The following is a 21,037-nucleotide window of genomic DNA, read 5'->3' as shown; positions in this document are numbered from 1 at the left end:
AGTCAGGCCGTCGCCTCTGGTGTCTTGGCTCCGTCGGTTTCGGACGCAACTTCATCCTCGTCAGTCTCGCGTTCCACTTCAATGCGGACATGGGATACCAGCGCTGCAATCGCACCGAGGATGGCAAGCCATGGGGCGGCAAGTGTCACCACGCCACCAACAACAAGGCCGATATTCAGCGGCGTTTCCAGAAATACATCGCCGTCATCTGCGATGATGCGCATCCGGCGTACATTGCCTTCCCTGGCGAATTCCTTCACGCGTTCGACAAGGTTCTTGCCGTCAACTTTGACCTCTTCAACGACCGTCTTCTTGGTGTTTGCCCGTTCTTCGGCCATGACATTCCTCCATCAATGGATTTCGATTGGGATAAAGTAGCGTCGAACCGGCGCGCGCGATTGATATTGCTCAACATGGAAATGGCAGATCGGGCTGCCTTGCTCGAATCAACGTCAACGGGCAGCATTCACCTATTCATTGTCTCATATTCTTCGGAGAACGCATTATGCCTGCATCTGTCGGTGCGATCACGCTTCACATGGGACCCGATACGATCGGTGCGCCGGACAATCTGGAAGCGCCCATCATCGATTTCATTGCCGCCGCGCAAGAGGAATTACTTGTTTCCGTTCAGGAACTGGATCACCGGCCCATTGCGGAGGCCCTGATCGCCGCCCGTAAGCGGGGTGTCTTTGTCAGGGTGATTCTTGAGCAGGATTACCTGCGCGAGGCGAAGCCACCTGCCGATGACGGCCTTGGCACGCAAGAGATCAATCGCGAGCTTCTGACCCGTATCTTGCGCGGCGGGGTGGATGCGAAGGCCGATTACAACCCCAACATCTTTCACCAGAAATTCATCGTGCGCGACAGGGATGCGGTGCTGACGGGCTCGACAAATTTCACCACAACCGGCGTGACCAAGAACCTCAATCACATCGCGATCATCACCGATGAAGAGGTCGCGCGCGAATATGCCCGCGAGTTCCGGCAGATGCGGCGCGGTATCTTTGGCAAGCGCAGCCTTGAGACGCCGCGCAAACCGCTGGAAGACCACACGGTTTGCGGTGTCCGCATCAAGCCGCTTTTTGCGCCGGATCACGCGCCGGAGATGGAATTCATCAAGCAGATGATCAAGGCGCAGACCCGTATCGATTTTGCGGCTTTTACCTTTTCGCAATCGTCCGGGATCGACGATGCGCTGGTGAATGCGCAGCAGAAGGGGTTACAGGTCACCGGTATTCTGGACCGCAGGCAGGCCAACCAGACCTGGGCGGCGAAGACGACGTTGCAGGCGGGTGGCGTGACTTTGCATCGCAACAAGACGGGCACTGGCGTGCGCAAGGTGCATCACAAGCTGATGGTGATTGACGATGCGCTGACGATCATCGGGAGTTTCAACTATACGGGGCCTGCGAACCTTTTGAATGATGAGAACATCGTGGTGCTCGGCGATCTTGATTTGCCAGCAGGGCAGGCGCGCGATGATCAGGAGCGGCTGGCGATCTATGCGCGGACCGAGATTGACCGGATCATCGCCACGCAGGCTGAACCGATCGCGCCTTAGTGGGATCACTCTGCCCGTGCGGCATCCTCGATAACATCCAGCATGATGCGCTGGCCTTCCACCTGTAGTGCGGCACTCTGCCGGCGCACTTCGGCCATGGCGGCAACAAGCGCCTCGCGGTCAAGGGGGCGTGCCTCGGCGGCGGCCATCATTGCACGGCGCGCATCGCCGAGCCGGGCGAGTTGTGTCCAGATCTCCTCCTCATCCTCGATCACCTCCATGAAGGCGCGGCCAAGCTCTGGTGGAAAGCGCGTGTCCTGCAGGCCCGCGCGGTCGCGCAATTCGACCGCCCGCAGGATCACACCGATGACCAACGCATTGGCCAGCAACGACAATACCAGAACAACCCGCAGGGCGATCCGCAGAACCCGGTTCCGCATCAGAAAATCCCTCCGAAAAGTGAGACTGGGTTGCCGGTAATCAGACCGAGCAGGAGTTGTGTGGGATCAGCCGTTAGGACGAGGACGAGCGGTGTCAGAAGCAGCGCGGCGAAGATGATGGACACGAGTACGGCCGGAACACGGCTCTGCCGCGGTCGCTCTGGTCGTTGGGGTGGTTTGCCCGGCGGTTGCCCGATCCCGCCACGCAGCAAGGCATCGATGGCATCGTCTTCATTCATGTCCCGTCTCCTTCATGCGTGCGCGCAGGTGTCGCCTTGCGCGCACGATCAATTGCTCCACCGCGCCCTGACTGCTGCCCATAATCGTGGCGATTTCATGCGTATCCAAGCCCGCTGTCGCGCTGAGCAAAAGCGCCATACGTTGCCGGTCGGGCAGATCAAGCATTTCGGCCTGAACCTGGCGCAGTTTGGCGCGGTCATCGGCCTGCACCGTTTGATCCGGTGCGGTGTCCACGGGTTCTGTCACAAGCGCGTCAAGCCCCACCAGCCAGCGCAGCCGCTGCCTGCGCAGGTGATCACGGGCCACGTTGCGGACAATCGTGAAAATCCATGCCGTTCCCGTGCCGCGGTTTGGATCGAAGCGATGGGCATTCTGCCAAATTTTGACAAAGGCCTCCTGCAGCACGTCCTCACCCGCATCCGCCGTGCCCAGAAACCGCATGCCGATCCCGTGGATCGCGCCGCCATGCAGCACCCAGAGCTGATCGAGCGCGCCGCGATTGCCGTCCGCCAATTGCCGGAGCAGTGCATCAGTCTGGTTGGTCTTGTCCGGCAATTGCGCGTCATTCCCAAGGATACGGCCCAGCCTTGCCCGGCCGTATCCTTGGTGCAACCCTTAGCGGTCGCGGCGCCATGTCGTAACCCGCTCGCGGCCAGACGGGTCTATACCAATCCGGGTCCCACTGACGCCGTTCTGGTCGTAAACGCGTCGCGCGGTGCTGCTGTAGGTTTTCCCGGCGGCTGTGGTCCATGTGCTCGTCGTCTCACACACGCGTTGGCCGTCAACGCGTGAACATGTGGTCGACCCGCCGCCAGAGCCGCCATTGGAGTTGGTGGCGCTCCAATCCGCATGGGCGGGCAGGGCGAGGGCCGTCAGCGCAAGGGCTGCAAAAGTCGTTCGCATCAGCATTGGGTTTCTCCTGTCTAAGCTGCGATACTTATCCTTACGCAGCGCGGCAGGAGCTCCTACGCAGCATCGACAAAAAAATCACTGACCGCGGATGCGTGGATCAAGCGCGTCGCGCAGGCCGTCGCCGATATAGTTGACCGACAGGACCGTCAGCGAGATCGCCATGCCGGGCCAGATGACGCGTTCGGGGAAGGCGGTCATGCGGTCGACGCTGTCAAACAGGATCTTGCCCCAGGTGGGGAAGTCCGACGGGAAGCCGAGGCCAAGGAATGAGAGTGCGCTTTCCGTGATGATTGCTGTGGCGAGGCCGAGCGTTGCCGAGACCATGATGGGCGACAGCACGTTGGGCAGGATATGCCGGGTGATCATCCGGCGCGGCGGTGTACCGATGGATTTGGCGGCGAGCACAAATTCACGCTCTTTCAGCGCCATGACGTCGCCGCGCACGATCCGTGCTGTCTGCATCCACGAGGTGATGCCGATCCCGAACACGATCAGCAGGAAGATCCCGTTCTCTGGCCCGAACGCCGCGCGCAGTGGGTCGCGGAAGAGGAGCATCATCACGAGGAGAAGCGGCAGGAGTGGCAAAGACAGAACCAGATCGGTGAAACGCATCAGCGGCCAGTCCAGGCGCTTGAAATAGCCCGCCAGCACGCCGACCAGTGTACCGATCAGAATGGCCAGGATCATCGCGGTCCAGCCCACGGCAAGGCTGATCCGGCCGCCTTGCATGATATTGGCCATGATATCGCGGCCCAGATGGTCGGTGCCCATGGGCCGGGCCCACGAAACCTTCGCATCACCATCCCAGATCACAGTGTAGATCGGGCGCAGGTCCTTGTTGCGGATGTCCAGCTTGCCGGGATCGACATCCCATGCAATCGGTCCCAAGGCGCAGAAAACCGTGATGAAGAACAGGAAGAACAGACCTGCCATCGCGCCCTTGTGGCTGCGGAACTGGTCCCAGACATCCCACCATTGGTTGCGGGCTTTCTCGTCCTTCTCGACGGGTTTGGCGAGGGTGGCATCAGTCATAGCGGATCCTCGGATCAAGCACACCGTAAAGGATATCGGCAATCAGGTTCATCATCACGATCAGTACCGCCAGAAGGAACGTAATGGTCATCACCATCGGAATATCGTTGCCCTGCAACGCGATGATCAGAAGCTGACCGAGGCCATTCACCTTGAACACCTGCTCGGTAATGATCGCGCCTCCGAAGATCGACGGGATACCCAATGCGATGACGGTGATGACGGGGATCATGGAGTTGCGCAGGACGTGCTTCATGACCACAACGCTTTCCGACATCCCCTTGGCCCGTGCGGTGCGCACGTAATCCTGGCCGAGATTGTCGAGCATGGAGGCGCGCATGTAGCGGCTCACCTGCGCAGTGGTCTGCAGGGCCAGCACCATGACGGGCATGATCATCTGCTGGATCTGGAACTTGAAGGTCTCCCAATCCACCACCTCATGGGTCGTATCGTAAATTGACGGCAGCCAACCCAGCTGGACCGAGAAAATGACGATGACCAGAACGCCAGAAAAGAAGGGCGGGACGGAAAAGCCGATCATGCTGACGAATGTACCGGCCTGGTCAAAGACGGAATACTGCTTGTAGGCGCTGATGATCCCGATAGGCAGCGCAATGGCGACGCCCACGACATAGGACATGCCCACGACCCAGAGCGTTTGCGGCAGGCGCTCAGCAATCGTATCGAAAACCGGGCTGCGGGACTGGAAGCTGATGATGCGCTGGGCATCGTTGGCGAAGTTGGTGCCGAAGGCGCCGTCAATCCAGTATTGCGGCTCGACGATGAAGAACTGGTAAAGCCAGAGGTAAAAGCGTGTATACCACGGCTCGCCCAGACCCAGCGCCTCGCGCATGCGTTGTTTGACGTCGTCGGGGATCGTCAGGGGCATCTGGCCCATCGGGTCACCGGGGGCCAGTTCCAGCAAAAGAAAAATGACCAAAGCAATAAACAAAAGCGTCGGGATCGACAGGACCAATCTACGGATCGTGTAGTTGAACATGGGCGGCGCCTTGGTTGATGGCTTTGGGTGAAAATGGGCAGCAGCCCCGGCGCACTGACCGGGGCTGCAAAAGGTTTAGCGGTTGTCGCCGGTCCGGTACCAGTCAGCGATGTTCCACAGCTCACTGTCCCAAACGTTCAGGTCAATGCCGCCCAGGCTGTTGGCATGGGCCGACAGACGACCACGGTGCACCAGCGGGATCATCCCGCCACGGCTAACCATGATGTCGTTGAGCTGGCGGGCAATCGCGGCGCGCTCGGCCGCATCGGCGGTCTGCGTCAATTGCGCGTGCAGGGCGTCATATTCCTCATCGCAGAAGCGGCTGACATTCTCACCCTGCCACTGGGTTGCAGGGCTTGGTGCCTTGTCGCAAAGACCGTTGCCGAGATAGGACTGCGGATCGGTGCCGTTGAACGTGTTGGCGTACATTTCTACATCCGCGTAGAACTTCTGGAACGTGTCAGGCGAACCTGGGTCACCGCCGAAGAACACGGATGCGTCGATGTTGCGCAGTTCCGCCTCGATACCAATCTCGGACCACCACTCCTTGATCAGCGCCTGGAAGTCCTGACGGACAGCGTTGGTCGAGGTCTGGTAGAGCACGCGCATCGGTACGCCGTTCGCTTCACGGATGCCGTCACCGTCACTATCAACGAAACCGGCTTCGTCCAGCATCGCATTCGCGCCAGCGATATCCTGCACGTCACATGTGAAAGTGTCTGAGTTCACGGCAGCCGGGGCAGGGACCCAGTTACAGGTGACCTTACCGGCCTGACCATAGCCGATTTCCACCAGCAATGGACGGTCGATAGCCATCGACATCGCCTGATAGACGGCAGGCTCACCCAGGAATGGGTGCGGGCGGATGACGGCGCGCTCATCTGGCCCAAGGGCCGGATCAGGGTTGGTGTTGTTGAGCATGATGCGCTCAACCAGTGGACCAAAGCCTGCAACCGGCGTGCCAAGGCCACCCTCTTGCATGCTGGCGATCACATCAGGCGCGAGTTGCAGGTTCCAGGCATAGTCAAACTCGCCCGTTTCCATCACGGCGCGACCCGCCGCTGTTGCGTCGCCACCACCTTTGAAAGTCACGCTTGCAAAGGCAGGTTTGTTCGGATCGCGGTAGTTGTCGTTAGCGACCAGCTGGATCACGTCATTCGTGCGGAATTCGGTGACGACAAATGGACCGGTGCCGATGGGGCCGAAGTTTTCGTCGGTGCATTCAGGTGCCCGCGCGCCCATGCAATCGGCGAACTGTGCGGCCTGCAGGATCGGGCTTTCACCGCCAACAAACGGGCCGTAAGGGAAGGGTGTCGGGTTTTCGAAGTTGACGACGACGGTCAGATCGTCAGGCGTTTCGACCGAGGATACACCTTCGAACTTGGTGACCTGCGCGCAACCGGATTCAGGATCGGTGCAGTATTCATAGGTGAATTTCACGTCAGCAGAGGTGAACGGTGTTCCGTCCGACCACAGGATGCCTTCGGAAATCTGCCATGTGATCGACATCAGGTCTTCGGACACGCCGCCATTGGCAACGGTGGGCACTTCGTCAACCAGCCATGGGATCAGCTCACCATCGGGATTGTAGCGCGCCAGCGGCTCAATGATCAGCGAGGCGGATTCAACATCCTTCGTGCCGCCCGACAGGAACGGGTTCAGGATCGATGGCGCCTGCCAATAGATGATCTTGACTTCGCCATCGCGCCCGCGCTCGCCTTCATGCGCGTCGGCAAAGGCCATCGGCGCAAGGCTTGCTGTGGCAACAGCGCCCATAAGGGCTGTTTTGAGTTTCATGTGATTGTCTCCTTGTTGGTGCTCGTAGTCGCCTCGGCTCCTGCCGTTTGGTCGGCAGTGTTGTTCATGTCGTTGTAAAGGTGGCAGGCGGTGAACCGGCCCGGTGCGACCTCGCGGTAATCCGGCTCAACTTCTTTGCAGATATCCATCACAGAAGGGCAGCGCGTGCAAAAGTTGCAGCCCTGTGGCGGGTTGGCGGGAGAGGGCACATCGCCTTTGAGTATGATGCGTTCGGTTGTGCGGGCCAGACTAGGGTCTGGTTCAGGAACCGCCGAAAGCAGCGCCTTGGTGTATGGGTGCAGCGGCTCGGCATAAAGCGCCTCGCGTGGGGCGAGCTCGACGACTTTGCCGAGATACATCACCGCCACGCGGGTTGCGATGTGGCGTACCATGGAAAGGTCATGGCTGATGAAAAGGTAGGTCAGCCCGTATTCTTCCTGCAGATCCTCCAGCAGGTTAACGACCTGCGCCTGAATAGAGACGTCGAGGGCAGCAATTGGCTCATCACAGACGATGAATTTGGGGTTGAGCGCGAGCGCGCGGGCAATCCCGATCCGCTGGCGTTGCCCGCCTGAGAAAGCATGGGGATAGCGCTTGGCAAATTTGCGATTGAGCCCCACCGCATCCATCAGCTCCGCGACCTTGGCGCGCTTTTCGCGGTCGGTGAGCGTCGTGTGTTCGTCCAGCGGTTCCTTGATGATGTCCTCAACCGTCATGCGGGGGTTGAGCGAGGCTTGTGGGTCCTGAAACACCATTTGCATGGTGGGCCGCATCTCTCGCAGGGCAGGCTGGGGGGTGGCACCGATTTCGCGTCCATCGACCACGATTGAGCCGTCGGTGATGTCGTAGAGGCGAAGAACGGCGCGGCCGCAGGTGGATTTGCCGCAACCGGATTCGCCGACCAGGCCCAGCGTCTCGCCTTCCATCACATCAAAGCTGACACCATCAACGGCCTTGACCTCGCCCACGCGGCGGCGGAAGAGGCCCGCGAAAATCGGGAAATGCATCTTGAGGTCCCGAACCGAGACCAGCGGTTTTCGTTCAGCGTCAAACATCGCGGGGCGCCCCCGTCCGCGCGTCAAAGAAGCAGGCGACGTCATGCCCTTCGCCCACGTCGTAGCGGGCCGGGTTTTCCCGTGCGCAACGGTCAAGCGCAACATCACACCGGTCGCGGAACGGGCAGGATGATGGCGGGCCGGCCATGATCGGCGGTTGCCCTTCGATGATCGTCAGGCGCGCGGCGCGTTCGCCATGAATGGTGGGGATCGTTTTCAAAAGTGCACGGGTATAGGGGTGTTGCGGATTGCCGAAAAGCTCCTTCACAGGCGCATGTTCGACCACCTGACCGCCATACATCACCATGACCCGGTCGGCGATACCGGCGATCACGCCCAGATCATGGGTGATCCAGATCACAGCCATGCCGAGCTTCTCGCGCAGCTCTTTCATCAGTTCGAGAATTTGCGCCTGAATGGTCACATCAAGTGCCGTTGTCGGCTCATCCGCGATCAGGACTTTCGGATCACAGGCCAGCGCAATCGCAATCATCACGCGTTGGCGCATCCCGCCGGAAAACTGGTGCGGATAATCTTCAAGACGGCGTTTTGCATCAGGAATACCGACAAGTTCCAAAAGCTCCTGTGCTCGCACCGCAGCCTGTTTCTTGTTCATCCCCATATGCTTGCGCAAAGGCTCTGCCAATTGCATGCCCACGTTGAAGACCGGGTTCAGCGACGTCATCGGGTCCTGAAAAACAAAGCCGATCTTGCCACCGCGCACGGCACGTAAGGTCTCTGGATTGACCTTCAAAAGGTCTTTGCCGTCGAAATTGACAGATCCGTTGCGCACATCTGCGGGCGGGGACGGCAAGAGACCCAAAAGGGACATCATCGTCACCGATTTGCCGGAACCGCTTTCGCCGACAACGCCCAACAACTCACCTGGCTTGAGTGAGAAGCTGACATCGTTAACCGCATGGACCTCTCCGGCCCGCGTTCTGAACACAGTTTTGAGGTCCTGGACGTCCAGGACGGGCAGCGCCCCATCGGGCATAGATGAACCTCCCAAGTGGTTCAGATATTGTTCTTGTTCCGCCGCGCTTATGAACAGAAAAGCGGCGTTTGCCCAAACGGTAACATCAAAATTCGAACCCGCAAGACGATTCCTGTTTGCGCAATCACAGAGGCCGCGCAACACTGTGTTGCATCTGCTTTGTGCAGACCGGAAATCGTGTGGTGCGATTTAATGCAAAAAATGAAGGACTTCCCATGACACTCAGCGCCCGTGACCTCCTGGACCGGCTTGTCAGCTTTCCGACCGTCAGCCGCGACAGCAACCTGGAGCTGATTGATTTTGTTGAGGATTATTTGAACGGGTTTGGCGTAAATGCGACCCGGGTGCCAAATGAAGACGGCACCAAGGCCGCACTTTACGCGCATATCGGTCCGGAGGTTAAGGGCGGTGTGGTGTTGTCAGGCCACACCGATGTGGTGCCGGTTGACGGGCAATCCTGGGACACCGATCCCTTTGTTGTGACGGAACGTCATGGCAAGCTTTTTGGTCGCGGCACCTGCGATATGAAAGGGTTCGATGCACTGGCCTTGTCTGCGGTGCCAGTGGCGCTCGAAAAAGGGATCAAACGCCCCATACAGATTGCGCTGAGCTACGACGAGGAGGTCGGCTGCGTCGGCGCCCCGCCGATGATCGACCACATGGTGGCAATGGGCATGCCGCGTGCGGATATGGTTCTGGTGGGCGAGCCGTCGATGATGAAGGTGGTGACGGGCCATAAAGGCGGCATCGGCTACCACATGCATTTTCGCGGCTTTGAAGTGCATTCCTCGCTCGCGCCACAAGGTGTCAGTGCCATCATGATGGCCGCCAAACTGATCAACTGGGCCAATGAGGTGAATGCAGAGAACGCTGCCAAGACACCTGGAGAACTCGCCGCCGATTTCGTTCCGCCCTACACAACGCTGCATGTGGGCACAATGAGCGGTGGCACGGCACACAATATCACGGCGAAGGACTGTCATTTCGGTTTTGATTTTCGGATTGTGCCGGGCGAGGACATCGCGGCGTGGCAAGACCGGTTCCTCGCAAAAGTGGCTGAGATTGAGGCCGAGATGAAATCAGTCCGGCCAGAGGCGGGCATCACGGCGCAGCAATACTTTGAGGTGCCAGGTCTCAAGCCTGAACAGGATGGCAAGGCGGAACGATTGATCCGCGACATCACCGGTGAGAATGCCAGCAATGTCGTCAGCTATGGCACCGAGGCCGGGCAGTTTCAGGAGCGCGGCTATTCTGCCGTCATCTGTGGGCCTGGCGATATCGCGCAGGCGCATCAACCCAACGAATTCATCAGTGTCGACCAGTTTCAGAAGGGCGAGGCTTTTATCGGCAGGCTCGTCGACAAACTGGCCGAATGACGCCCTCGTGAGTGGGCGCGTCATTTCGGCGGATTGCCGCCCATCTAGTGACGGGGCATGATAGGTGCCGCAATATCGTCCGTTTTCACTTGTCACTGTCGTCGGATGGATCAACACTAAGGTCAGAACAAATCTTTAAACGACATCGCGCAGACTAGCTCACAGTCGTATTGGCGCGACAGACCATTTTCGGAGACCAAAATGCCCGTTAAGAATCGTTTTGCAGAGTTGCTGCCTGAAATCACGGCATGGCGACGCGATCTGCATGAACATCCCGAAATCCTGTTTGAGACGCATCGCACCTCCAAGATTGTCGCCGATAAGCTCAAGGAATTTGGCTGCGACGAGATCGTGACAGGTATCGGGCGCACAGGTGTTGTTGGGGTGATCAAGGGCAAATCCGACACGTCGGGCAAGGTCGTTGGTTTGCGCGCCGATATGGATGCCTTGCCGATTCATGAACAGACAGATGTGCCTTACAAGTCAAAAACTGACGGGGCCATGCATGCCTGCGGGCATGACGGGCATACGGCGATGTTGCTCGGGGCGGCAAAGTATCTGGCGGAGACCCGCAATTTCGACGGCACGGTCGTGGTGATCTTTCAGCCCGCCGAAGAGGGCGGCGGCGGCGGTAAGGAAATGTGTGACGACGGCATGATGGATCGCTGGAACATTCAAGAGGTCTACGGCATGCATAACTGGCCCGGCATGCCCGCCGGTCAGTTTGCGATCCGGTCAGGTGCGTTCTTTGCCGCCGCTGATCAGTTTGAGATTGAGATCGAAGGCAAGGGCGGTCACGCCGCAAAGCCGCAGGAGACCATCGATACGACAGTGGTTGCAAGTCACGTGGTTTTGGCACTGCAAACCATTGTGTCTCGGAACGCGAACCCTGTTGATCAGGTCGTGGTGTCTGTCACCAGTTTTGAGACATCGTCAAAGGCGCACAACGTCATCCCCCAGCGGGTGAATTTGCGTGGCACGGTGCGCACGCTGAATGCCGAAACACGCGACCTGGCCGAGAAGCGGCTGACAGATGTGGTCCAGGGCACCGCCGCGACATTCGGGGCGAAGGCAAAGGTTGACTACATGCGCGGCTATCCGGTGATGGTCAACAGCGAGGACCAGACCGAGTTCGCCATGGAAGTGGCCAAATCCGTGTCGGGCAATTGCACGCATGCGCCACTTGTGATGGGAGGCGAAGATTTCGCCTTCATGCTGGAAGAGCGTCCCGGCGCCTACATTTTGGTGGGCAACGGTGATACGGCCTCGGTCCATCACCCAGAATACAATTTCAATGATGACGCGATCCCTGCCGGATGTTCCTGGTGGGCGGAGATCGTTGAGCAGCGGATGCCGGCGGCCTAGTTTACCTAACATAGCAGGCCCCCATTTGTCGGGATTCAGCAAATGGCAGCTTCGGCACATGCAGACACTCTTGTTCGGTTGTTGAGACTTCTCGATGACCGATGATAAGTCGCGACTTCCCCGCACAGTGCTGTGGCGCCGCATTGACGTCGAAGGACTGGATGCCTGTCACTATGGGCGATCGGAGAGCGGTTACGAGATTTCGGGTACGGCGATCTATCTGGAGGGCAACGAACCGGCCAATTTCACCTACCGCATCTCATGCAGCACAGATTGGTCGAGCAACTCTGCTTGGGTGACCGGACGGCTTGGTGCCACGGAGAAGAACATCAAACTATCGCGGGACGCTGGTGGCGAGTGGGCCTTCAATGATGAGAGCGTTGCCGGCCTAGATGGTCTTCTTGACATCGACCTCGGCTTTTCGCCTGCCACCAATACGAATGCGATCAACCGGCTAGGGTTATCAATTGGTGAGGAAGTCGAAACAACCGCCGTTTGGCTCGATACCGCGGACTGGCGCATCATTCCGCTGAGGCAGGTTTATCGACGGCTCTCGAGCACCGAGTTCGTCTATCGCTCACCATCACATGACTATTCAGCAAAGCTGACAACCGATGATTTCGGGATCGTTCGCGAGTACCCTGGACTGTGGACGGCTGTATCACAGCGCGGCAGCTATGCTGGCTAACCGCTTACCCACCGGTATGCGACATGTGCCTGCTGACCTGACCGTCGACCTGCTGGCGCGAATAGTCGAAATCGTGGCCCTTGGGTTTCAGCGCGATGGCCGCGCGGATGGCGTTTTCGAGGTCGATATCGGCCTCAGATCCGCGCAGAGGTGCGCGGAGATCCGAATGCCCCTCTTGGCCAAGACAGGTGTAGATCTCACCGGTGCAGGTGATGCGCACACGGTTACAGCTTTCACAGAAATTGTGGCTGAGCGGGGTGATGAACCCGATTTTCTGACCCGTATCGTCTGCGCGGACATAGCGAGCGGGGCCACCCGTCCGCTCCGGTAGGTCAGTCAGCGTCGAGCGCTCCTCGAGCCGCGCACGCAGGTCCTTCAGCGACCAGTATTGGCCCAGCCGGTCTTCGTTGCCGAGATCGCCCATCGGCATGACTTCGATAAACGTCAGGTCCATATCGCGGGATGCGCACCATTCTGTCAGATCGAAGAGCTCATCCTCATTGAAACCTTTCAGGGCGACCGTATTGATCTTCACCCGCATGCCCGCGCGCTGGGCGGCATCGATGCCACGCAAAACCTGGGGCAGGCGGCCCCAACGGGTGATCTGTGCAAACTTTTCCTCATTGAGCGTATCAAGCGAGATGTTGATGCGGCGCACACCCGCCGCAAAAAGATCGTCGGCAAAACGCTCCAACTGACTGCCATTGGATGTCAGCGTCAGTTCCTGCAAAGCACCGCTTTCCAGATGCCGCCCCATGCCTCTGAAAAACGTCATGATGTCGCGGCGCACCAGCGGCTCACCACCCGTGATCCGCAATTTCTTCACGCCAAGCCGGATGAAGGCCGAACACATCCGGTCAAGCTCTTCCAATGTCAGAAGCTCTTTCTTCGGCAGAAACGTCATGTTCTCGGACATGCAATAGACGCAGCGAAAATCGCAGCGGTCGGTGACCGAGACGCGCAGATATTCGATATGGCGGGCGAAGGGGTCGATCAATGGCTGGCTCATACACATGACATTAGGCACCGGCATCTGGCTGCGCAAGACGCAAGCCGGTCGTTGTCACGCCCCCGTGTGCGACATAAGCTACCGGTATGAGAGCTTTTCTGATCCTTCCCGTCTTGGCCTTGGCCGGGTGCACGTCACCCTCTTTGCAAGGCATCTTCGGCACCGAACCTGTGCAGCCAGTGGCCGCGCCCGCGCCGACGCTTGACCCCACACCGCCACCGCCACCGCCAACGACAGCGACGACGGTGGATCAGTTTGATACAACGACACAAGAGGACCGCGACGCGGCAACAGCCGTTGATGAAAGCGACGCAGGCGAGGCATTGGGCACAACCATCGCCTCCCTCGGCCCCCCGACAGAGCCGGGGATCTGGCTGGAAACGCCATTGGTCGATGAACTCACACCAGGCCGCGTGGCCTATCAGGGAACCGAAATTAATATCGAACTGCGCCCGTCCGGTGGCCCGCCCGGTTCTGGCAGCCAAATCAGTCTGGCGGCGATGCGGCTCTTGAACGCACCGTTGACGGGCCTGCCGGAGATTGAGGTGTTTACGAGGTAGGATGCTTTCGAACACGTCTTGCAGGGCAAGTATAAGTTAGGCAACTCAGATGACCGTGTATTGTTGCTACGGTTATGAAATCGCAGAATAACACCTGAATGTAAGGATTTCTTCTTTTGTCAGACTTGGAAAGACAAGTTCGGGAATTTGCTTTCATCGTTGCGTTTTGTTCGAACCGCTTGTCCTGGAAATTGAATGTCAATCATCCGATCTCCGCGTGGGGAGGAAAGAAAGATAAACGAGTCGGTGAGCTTGAACCCGGGTTAATTTATCAATTTCACGGTGTTGGTTGTACGTTCGAATTTGAGGGGGATTTTAGACGGGTCTTTAGTTGTGAGGCTGTTAGCGTTGACTACGACCGTTCTGGTAATATCATTCTTGAGCCCTGGCACATACACTATTTCCTGACTGAGCGTGCTGTATGCGCCTCGAAAGATGAGATCGAGTATGTCCTTCAGGATGCGGCTTGGGTTAGGCGTTTTGCAGATCAATGTGCTGGAATCGAACGGCAAAGCTACATCTTTCTTGCCCATTAGAGACGACATGTCCGGAGGTCTCGGAGGATGTAAGGCCAAAGACTTTACCCAATGCAGTTTAGTTTCCGTGCCGCCTCCTTCACCGCAAATGCCTTCATCCCCTCCGCGTGTTCTGCCAAAAACACCCGCACCCGCTCTGCATCATGTTTCGATAGTTCGCGCAGCCACCAGGCAATGGCTTTCTGGATGAACCACTCGTGGTCGCCAACATAGGACGCGGCCCAGCCGAGAATCCGGTCGCGGGCGGCCAGATCCGCGGGTTTGGGGTTGTTCTGTTTTGTCCAGGGCAGCGTCATGACGAGCGCTGCACGCCGGGTCCACATGTGATCCGACGTGGTCCACGTTTCGACTTCGTCCAACCGTGAAGGATCGGCGACAAGCCGTTTTTGCCCCGCAATGCTTGCATGATCGGCAACCGCCCAAGCGTCAAAATCGGGGACCCATGATTTGATCAACTCCCACGCACCCTGATCGTCGGGACGGATCCGCGCCTGGGTCAGGAGTTTGGCTGCAGCGACGCGCCCCTCGTGCGTGTTGCTTTTCCAAAGCCCTTTGGCGAGCGTCAGCCGTGTGTCGAGGTCAATCGCCGCACGCCATTCCTTCACCAAAGCATCAATCTGCGGATTTGACACGCCCAGATAGGGGCGGTCGACTTTGTGGTAGCGGTGAATTTCCGCTGCCTTGACCGGGTCGCCCAAGGACCGCAGGGCTGCGATGGCCTGTTTCGGTGTCATGGCAGTTTTGCGGTCAGATGTGCTTTGACCGCCGGCCATTCGGTGGCGATGATCGAGTAGACGGCCGTATCCCGCAACGTCCCGTTTGGCATGATCACATGGTTGCGCAAGATGCCATCAAGCTGCGCCCCAAGTCGTTCAATTGCGGCTCTCGATTGTCTGTTGAGCCGGTGCGTTCGAAACTCGACAACATTGCAGGACAGCTTTTCGAATGCGTGATGCAGCATCAGATACTTCATTGCTGTGTTCACAGAGCTGCGCTGCACCTCGCGTGAGAGCCACGTGGCGCCGATTTCCACCCGCGCATTGTTCTGATCGGTATTGCAATAGGTGGTCATCCCAACGGGCCTTCCGTCCGGCAAAAGCACCGCAAAGGGCTGCATGTCCGACTGTCCAAGGCGTTTGGTAATCTCTGCAGGCACGTCCTGCGGTATGCCCGTGTACCATGGATCACCGAGCGAAGCTGCGGCCTTCGCCAAGGCAGGTGCGTGTTCCTGGTTGAGTGGTTTAAGGCGCACGTATCGGTTTTCGAGCGTGACCGGCGCAGGCCAGGTCATTCGACCGTCACCGATTTCGCAAGGTTGCGAGGCTGGTCCACATCAGTCCCCTTGGCCACGGCAGTATGGTAAGCCAGCAGCTGGGCTGGGACGGCGTAAAGGATCGGGGCCAGAAACGAATCTATGTCGGGCATCAGGATCGTCTCCCAAACGCCGTCGCCAGCCTCCTTTGCGCCTTCACTGTCAGTGATCAACAGGACCTTGCCGCCGCGCGCCATCACCTCTTGCATGTTCGACACGGTCTTGTCGAAAAGCGCGTCACGCGGCGCCATGACGATGACGGGTACGTGTTTGTCGACAAGCGCTATAGGCCCATGCTTTAGCTCACCAGATGCATAAGCTTCGGCATGTATATAGCTGATTTCCTTTAGTTTAAGCGCCCCCTCGTGGGCGAGCGGATACATCGCACCCCGTCCCAGAAACAGGATATCGCGGGCCTCGGCCAGTTTGCGTGACAGGTCCAAGGTTTTGCCCTCGATCCCAAGTGCCAGGTTCAAAAGCCCCGGCAAGCTGCGCAGCGCCTTCAGTTTCTCTGAGAACTCCTCTTCAGAGATTTTCCCCCGCACGCGCGCGGCTTCAAGGACCAAAACGGCCAGGGTCGTCAACTGGCACGTAAAGGCCTTGGTCGAGGCCACGCCGATTTCGGTGCCTGCAAGGATCGGCAGGGCCAAGTCACTTTCGCGGGCGATCGAGCTTTCCGCGACATTGACGACCGAAACGATCTTGTCCGCTTTGCCGTCCATATATCGCAGTGCCGCGAGCGTATCTGCCGTCTCGCCCGATTGGCTGACAAAGACGGCGACTGTGGCGGGGGTGACGGGTGGTTCGCGGTAGCGGAATTCGGAGGCGACATCGACCTCCACCGGCAGGCCCGCGAGCTGCTCAAACCAGTATTTCGCCACCATGCAAGCGAGATATGCCGTCCCGCAGGCGACCATCGTCAGTCGTGAGACATGCGTGAAATCAAGACCGGGCTCCGGTAGTTGCACTGCCGTAGCGTCTGCGTTGATGTAATGCCCAAGGGCGCCTTGCAGCACATTCGGTTGCTCCGCGATTTCCTTGGCCATGAAGTGCTTGTAACCCGCCTTGTCCACCTGCGCGGTGTCGATCTGGATCATTTTGACCGCGCGATTGGCGATGTCGCCGGTGCGGTCGCGGATTTCGACGGAGTTGCGTGTGACAACCGCCCAATCGCCGTCTTCAAGATAGGTGATCCGGTCCGTCATGCCTGCAAGCGCAATTGCATCCGAACCAACAAACATCTCGCCATCGCCGTGGCCGATTGCCAAAGGCGGGCCCATCCGGGCGGCAATCAAGAGATCGTCCTGGCCATCGAACAGAAAACATAGCGCAAATGCCCCTTTTAGTCGTGCAATGGTCTGATCGGCAGCGTCACGCGGGCTCAGCCCTTGATCGATATAGTATTGTGCGACGAGGGCGACCGTCTCTGTATCGGTGTCCGTTTCAAAGCCGATGCCTTTCTCAGCCAAAAAGTCACGCAACTCGCGAAAGTTCTCGATGATGCCGTTATGAACCACTGCAACTGTGCCGGTGCGGTGGGGATGTGCATTTCCGACGCTTGGTGCACCATGGGTGGCCCAGCGGGTATGGCCGATCCCGGCCTTGCCTGGCAGGGGATCGTGGACCAGCAGATCGGACAGATTGATCAGCTTCCCAACCGCACGGCGCCGGTCGAGCCTGTCATTGTTGATCGTCGCGATGCCCGCACTGTCATAGCCGCGATATTCGAGCCGCTTGAGCGCCTCGACCAGAATGGGGGCGACCTCATGGTTTCCCAATACGCCGACGATGCCACACATGGGTTATTCTCCCCTCGCTTTACGCGCTTTGAGTTTTTCGAAGAGCCGGATTGCAAATCCCGGTTTGTTGTCCTGCCTCGCGCGCGCAAGGGCCAGATCGCCATCGGGCACATTGCGCGTAATGACGGAACCGCTGGCCGTCATCGCCTGATCGCCCACGGTGACAGGCGCAACAAGCATCGTGTTAGAGCCGATGAAGGCATCTGCGCCGATGGTTGTCTTGTGCTTGAAAACACCGTCATAATTGCAGGTGATCGTGCCCGCGCCGATATTGCTACGCGCACCGATCTCGGCATCGCCGATATAGGTCAGGTGATTGACCTTGGCGCCTTCACCCACTTGCGCGTTCTTGATTTCCACAAAATTGCCGACCTTCACGTCTTCTGCCAGCTCCGCGCCGGGGCGCAGGCGGGCATAGGGGCCGACCACCGCCCCGCGCGCGACGTGGCAGCCTTCAAGATGGGAAAAGGCGCGAATGGTGGCACCGGATTCGACCGTGACGCCCGGACCGAAGACTACGTTGGGTTCGACAACGCTGTCGCGCCCGATCACAGTGTCATAGGCGAAAAAGACGGTTTCGGGGGCTGTCAGCGTTACACCATTCGCTTGTGCCTCTGCGCGGGTCTGCATCTGGAAAAGACTTTCGGCTCTTGCCAGACCTGCGCGCGAATCCACGCCAAGCGTTTCCGCCTCATCGCAGCGGACCACCGTGGCGCTCAAACCTTTGGCGCGTGCGATGCCGACGATATCGGTCAGGTAATATTCGCCCGCCGCGTTGTCATTGCTCACGGCGTCGATGAGCGTAAAGAGCGTTTGCGCATTCGCCACAATCACGCCGCTATTGCACAAGGTCACCGCGCGCTCTTCTTTTGTTGCGTCCTTGAACTCAACAATGCGGTCCAACTGGTCGTCTTGCATGATCAGCCGACCGTAGCGCGCCGGATCAGCGGCCTCAAAACCAAGTACCACGACATCATGGGTGAGCCGCGCCGCCATCATCGCGGCGAGGGTCTCGGGCCGAATAAAGGGCGTGTCGCCATAAAGGACAATCGCATCGCCGTCGAACCCGGCCAGAGCGTCCTTTGCCTGGGCAACCGCATGGGCGGTGCCGAGCTGTTCGGTCTGGAGCGCGATTTCGGCGGTCTCATCATATGCTTTGGCCGCCTTGCTCACCGCTTCAGCGCCGTGGCCTGCCACCACAACAGTTTTGTCGGGGTCGAGCGCCGCACCCGATTGCATCGCATGCACCAAGAGCGGCGCCGAGCCGATCTGATGCAGTACTTTGGGCATATCAGAATTCATGCGGGTGCCCATGCCCGCGCCCAGAATGATCAATGCAACTGCCATGGCTGCCCCTGCCTTTTGTTGGCCCCGACTTCTACTTGGCTTTTTGCGTATCACAAGGGCAGGGGCTTCACATCAGTTTACATGGCGTTACAGAGGGGGCTGGATGCCGAGATGGAAAGGACCCTGATGCGCACCGTGATCTTCGACCTTGATGGAACGCTTGCCGATACAAGCGGTGATCTGATTGCGGCGGCCAATCATTGCTTTCGCGGCCTTGGCCTTGGCGATTTGCTGGACCCTGCGCAGGATGCGGCGACGGCCTTGCGCGGTGGGCGCGCGATGCTCAATCTGGGCTTCTCGCGGGTGACAGGGTTCGGGCAGGCCGAGGTTGATGCGCAATACCCGGTCTTGCTGACCGCATATGGCGACGCCATCGATACTCACACAACGCTCTATCCCGGTGCGATGGATGCGGTCATGCAACTAAAATCTGATGGCTACCGGGTTGGGATCGCAACAAATAAACCCGAAGCTTTGGCCGATGCGCTCCTGCGCAGCCTTGGGGTGCGCGACGATTTTTCTTCTCTGATCGGGGCGGATACACTGCCGGTGCGCAAACCTGATCCCGAGCATCATTTTGAGGCCGTGCGCCGGGCCGGCGGCGACCCGCGTCAGTCGCTCTTGGTGGGCGACACTACGACCGATCGTGAGACGTCGCGGAATGCGGGCGTGCCATCCGTTCTGGTCACCTTTGGCCCCGGTCGTGAGGATGTTCTGGCGCTTGATCCCGATGCGACAATTGACGGCTATGCCGAATTGCCGGGTGTCGTGGCGCGGCTGATCGGCTAAGCATTGACCTTGCGGTATCCGCATCCCACAATCTGCCCATGACAGAGATTTTTACCGGCAGTTTCACCCAACAGGAACCGATCCCCGATGAGGGGATCGCCGCAGCCAATGCCGTGATGCAGCACGGGCGCCTTCACCGCTACAATACGGTTGGCGACGAGGTGGCAGAGGTCGCTTTGCTTGAGGAAGAGTTTGCCGCGTCCACGGGGGCAAGATACTGCCTTGCTGTTGCATCGGGCGGCTACGCGATGACCACGGCGTTACGGGCGAGTGGCGTGAAACCGGGGGACCGGGTCCTAACCAATGCATTCACCCTGGCACCTGTGCCAGGAGCGATTGCCGCTGTCGGTGGCGTGCCGGTTTTCGTGGGCGTGACCGAGGATCTGGTCATTGATCTCGATGATCTGGCCGCGAAGCTGGATCAGGCCAAGGTCCTCCTGCTCAGCCATATGCGCGGGCATATCTGCGACATGGGCACACTGATGGCGATGTGCAATGCCGCAGGGGTGACAGTGATCGAGGATTGCGCCCACACGATGGGCGCCGCGTGGGACGGCGTGCCCAGCGGGCGTTGGGGCCGCTTTGGCTGCTATTCCACACAGACTTACAAACACATCAATTCGGGCGAGGGCGGCTTTCTGATTGGTGACGATGCCGAGGATATGGCGCGCGCGATCATGCTCTCTGGCAGCTATATGCTTTTTGAAAAGCATAGGGCGGCCCCCCCGCCAGAGGTGTTTGCGCAGATCAAATATGAGACGCCGAACATCTCGGGCCGCATGGACAATCTGCGCGCAGCGATCCTGCGCCCGCAATTGCGCAATCTCGAAGAGCAGGCCGCGCGCTGGAACGAACGCTATCGCGTCGTCGAGGCGGGGCTGGCCGATACGCCCGGCCTGCGCCTTATCGACAGGCCAGAAAAGGAACATTTCGTCGCCTCATCCTTTCAGTTCCTGCTGCTTGACTGGACGCCCGATGCGGTGGCGGATGTGATCGGACGCTGTGCTGCGAGAGGGGTTGAGCTGAAATGGTTTGGCGGGGCGGAACCGAAAGGCTTCACATCGCGCTACGATAGTTGGCGCTACGCGCCGTCCGCGCCGATGCCACACTCGGACCGGGTGCTTGCGGGCATCATCGATATGCGTCTGCCGCTGACCTTCAGCCTGGATGACTGTGCGCTGATCGCCCGGATCATCCGCAGCGAAGTTGCGGCGGTCTATCAAGGTCAAGCCGCCGCGCAATGACCTCATGCGCGTAGGTCGCGGCCATCGCCTGCGTA

Annotated in this window: 23 protein-coding genes; 8 read left to right on the top strand and 15 right to left on the bottom strand. The window is 59.0% G+C overall.

Going from position 1 to position 21,037, the window contains the following annotated elements; translation table 11 throughout:
• Positions 1 to 2: 2 nt before the first annotated feature.
• Positions 3 to 338 carry a DUF4342 domain-containing protein gene (locus SLH47_RS08420; RefSeq protein ID WP_320239025.1) on the bottom strand — a complete coding sequence of 112 codons (336 nt, stop codon included), beginning with the start codon at positions 336 to 338 and terminating at the stop codon, positions 3 to 5.
• Positions 339 to 505: 167 nt separating this feature from the next.
• Here SLH47_RS08420 and SLH47_RS08415 point away from each other — a divergent pair, with 167 nt between their 5' ends.
• On the top strand, positions 506 to 1,564 hold the full coding sequence (locus tag SLH47_RS08415; RefSeq protein ID WP_320239024.1) for a phospholipase D-like domain-containing protein: 1,059 nt from the start codon (positions 506 to 508) through the stop codon (positions 1,562 to 1,564).
• A gap of 5 nt (positions 1,565 to 1,569) precedes the next feature.
• On the opposite strand, the gene SLH47_RS08410 is transcribed toward SLH47_RS08415, so the two are convergent.
• The 9 genes from SLH47_RS08410 to SLH47_RS08370 form a co-directional block, all read right to left on the bottom strand.
• Complete coding sequence (locus SLH47_RS08410; protein ID WP_320239023.1) at positions 1,570 to 1,944, bottom strand: hypothetical protein; 375 nt, start codon at positions 1,942 to 1,944, stop codon at positions 1,570 to 1,572.
• On the bottom strand, positions 1,944 to 2,183 hold the full coding sequence (locus SLH47_RS08405; RefSeq protein WP_320239022.1) for a hypothetical protein: 240 nt from the start codon (positions 2,181 to 2,183) through the stop codon (positions 1,944 to 1,946). Before SLH47_RS08405 ends, SLH47_RS08410 begins: the two co-directional genes overlap by 1 nt.
• The gene (locus SLH47_RS08400) at positions 2,176 to 2,796 is read right to left on the bottom strand and encodes an RNA polymerase sigma factor (RefSeq protein ID WP_320239021.1); all 621 of its coding nucleotides are present in this window, start codon (positions 2,794 to 2,796) and stop codon (positions 2,176 to 2,178) included. The genes SLH47_RS08405 and SLH47_RS08400 overlap by 8 nt, the downstream gene beginning before the upstream one ends.
• A gap of 3 nt (positions 2,797 to 2,799) precedes the next feature.
• A complete protein-coding gene (locus tag SLH47_RS08395) occupies positions 2,800 to 3,093 on the bottom strand; it encodes a hypothetical protein (RefSeq protein ID WP_320239020.1) in 294 nt (97 codons plus the stop codon).
• A gap of 78 nt (positions 3,094 to 3,171) precedes the next feature.
• Positions 3,172 to 4,128 (bottom strand): ABC transporter permease, encoded by a 957-nt coding sequence (locus tag SLH47_RS08390; RefSeq protein WP_320239019.1) that lies wholly within the window; start codon positions 4,126 to 4,128, stop codon positions 3,172 to 3,174.
• Positions 4,121 to 5,128, bottom strand: a complete 1,008-nt coding sequence (locus tag SLH47_RS08385) for an ABC transporter permease (RefSeq protein WP_320239018.1) — start codon at positions 5,126 to 5,128, stop codon at positions 4,121 to 4,123. The genes SLH47_RS08390 and SLH47_RS08385 overlap by 8 nt, the downstream gene beginning before the upstream one ends.
• A gap of 75 nt (positions 5,129 to 5,203) precedes the next feature.
• The gene (locus SLH47_RS08380) at positions 5,204 to 6,925 is read right to left on the bottom strand and encodes a peptide ABC transporter substrate-binding protein (protein WP_320239017.1); all 1,722 of its coding nucleotides are present in this window, start codon (positions 6,923 to 6,925) and stop codon (positions 5,204 to 5,206) included.
• Positions 6,922 to 7,980 (bottom strand): dipeptide ABC transporter ATP-binding protein, encoded by a 1,059-nt coding sequence (locus SLH47_RS08375; RefSeq protein WP_320239016.1) that lies wholly within the window; start codon positions 7,978 to 7,980, stop codon positions 6,922 to 6,924. The genes SLH47_RS08380 and SLH47_RS08375 overlap by 4 nt, the downstream gene beginning before the upstream one ends.
• Positions 7,973 to 8,977: an ABC transporter ATP-binding protein gene (locus tag SLH47_RS08370; RefSeq protein WP_320239015.1), complete on the bottom strand. Its 1,005-nt coding sequence runs from the start codon at positions 8,975 to 8,977 to the stop codon at positions 7,973 to 7,975. Before SLH47_RS08370 ends, SLH47_RS08375 begins: the two co-directional genes overlap by 8 nt.
• 215 nt (positions 8,978 to 9,192) lie before the next feature.
• Here SLH47_RS08370 and argE point away from each other — a divergent pair, with 215 nt between their 5' ends.
• The 3 genes from argE to SLH47_RS08355 all read left to right on the top strand — a co-directional run bounded on the left by argE (position 9,193) and on the right by SLH47_RS08355 (position 12,406).
• Positions 9,193 to 10,353 (top strand): acetylornithine deacetylase, encoded by a 1,161-nt coding sequence (gene argE, locus SLH47_RS08365; protein ID WP_320239014.1) that lies wholly within the window; start codon positions 9,193 to 9,195, stop codon positions 10,351 to 10,353.
• Positions 10,354 to 10,554: 201 nt separating this feature from the next.
• A complete protein-coding gene (locus SLH47_RS08360; protein WP_320239013.1) occupies positions 10,555 to 11,718 on the top strand; it encodes a M20 aminoacylase family protein in 1,164 nt (387 codons plus the stop codon).
• A gap of 94 nt (positions 11,719 to 11,812) precedes the next feature.
• Complete coding sequence (locus SLH47_RS08355) at positions 11,813 to 12,406, top strand: putative glycolipid-binding domain-containing protein (RefSeq protein WP_320239012.1); 594 nt, start codon at positions 11,813 to 11,815, stop codon at positions 12,404 to 12,406.
• 4 nt (positions 12,407 to 12,410) lie between these two features.
• Here the strand turns inward: SLH47_RS08355 and moaA are convergent, their stop codons facing one another.
• Positions 12,411 to 13,415: a GTP 3',8-cyclase MoaA gene (gene moaA / locus SLH47_RS08350; protein WP_320239011.1), complete on the bottom strand. Its 1,005-nt coding sequence runs from the start codon at positions 13,413 to 13,415 to the stop codon at positions 12,411 to 12,413.
• Between the two features lie 86 nt (positions 13,416 to 13,501).
• Between moaA and SLH47_RS08345 the strand changes: the two genes are divergently transcribed.
• Positions 13,502 to 13,975, top strand: a complete 474-nt coding sequence (locus SLH47_RS08345) for a D-galactarate dehydratase (RefSeq protein WP_320239010.1) — start codon at positions 13,502 to 13,504, stop codon at positions 13,973 to 13,975.
• A gap of 116 nt (positions 13,976 to 14,091) precedes the next feature.
• Positions 14,092 to 14,511 (top strand): DUF6896 domain-containing protein, encoded by a 420-nt coding sequence (locus tag SLH47_RS08340; protein WP_320239009.1) that lies wholly within the window; start codon positions 14,092 to 14,094, stop codon positions 14,509 to 14,511.
• Between the two features lie 44 nt (positions 14,512 to 14,555).
• On the opposite strand, the gene SLH47_RS08335 is transcribed toward SLH47_RS08340, so the two are convergent.
• Genes SLH47_RS08335 through glmU form a run of 4 tightly spaced genes read right to left on the bottom strand, consistent with a single transcriptional unit; the run spans position 14,556 to position 18,969 of the window.
• A complete protein-coding gene (locus SLH47_RS08335; RefSeq protein WP_320239008.1) occupies positions 14,556 to 15,245 on the bottom strand; it encodes a DNA alkylation repair protein in 690 nt (229 codons plus the stop codon).
• Positions 15,242 to 15,802, bottom strand: coding sequence for a GNAT family protein (locus tag SLH47_RS08330; RefSeq protein WP_320239007.1), 561 nt, complete (start codon positions 15,800 to 15,802; stop codon positions 15,242 to 15,244). Before SLH47_RS08330 ends, SLH47_RS08335 begins: the two co-directional genes overlap by 4 nt.
• The gene (gene glmS, locus SLH47_RS08325) at positions 15,799 to 17,622 is read right to left on the bottom strand and encodes a glutamine--fructose-6-phosphate transaminase (isomerizing) (RefSeq protein WP_320239006.1); all 1,824 of its coding nucleotides are present in this window, start codon (positions 17,620 to 17,622) and stop codon (positions 15,799 to 15,801) included. Before glmS ends, SLH47_RS08330 begins: the two co-directional genes overlap by 4 nt.
• Before the next feature lie 3 nt (positions 17,623 to 17,625).
• On the bottom strand, positions 17,626 to 18,969 hold the full coding sequence (gene glmU, locus SLH47_RS08320; RefSeq protein WP_320239005.1) for a bifunctional UDP-N-acetylglucosamine diphosphorylase/glucosamine-1-phosphate N-acetyltransferase GlmU: 1,344 nt from the start codon (positions 18,967 to 18,969) through the stop codon (positions 17,626 to 17,628).
• Positions 18,970 to 19,095: 126 nt separating this feature from the next.
• Between glmU and SLH47_RS08315 the strand changes: the two genes are divergently transcribed.
• Together SLH47_RS08315 and SLH47_RS08310 are read left to right on the top strand one after the other, a co-directional pair.
• Positions 19,096 to 19,758, top strand: coding sequence for an HAD-IA family hydrolase (locus SLH47_RS08315; protein WP_320239093.1), 663 nt, complete (start codon positions 19,096 to 19,098; stop codon positions 19,756 to 19,758).
• A 38-nt stretch (positions 19,759 to 19,796) separates the two neighbouring features.
• Entirely contained in the window at positions 19,797 to 21,002 is a 1,206-nt protein-coding gene (locus SLH47_RS08310) for a DegT/DnrJ/EryC1/StrS family aminotransferase (protein WP_320239004.1), read from the top strand.
• The last annotated feature ends 35 nt before the right edge of the window (positions 21,003 to 21,037 follow it).

The organism is Cognatiyoonia sp. IB215182, assembly GCF_033963905.1.
Taxonomy (GTDB): domain Bacteria; phylum Pseudomonadota; class Alphaproteobacteria; order Rhodobacterales; family Rhodobacteraceae; genus Yoonia.
This window is presented reverse-complemented; position numbering and strand designations above follow the sequence as displayed.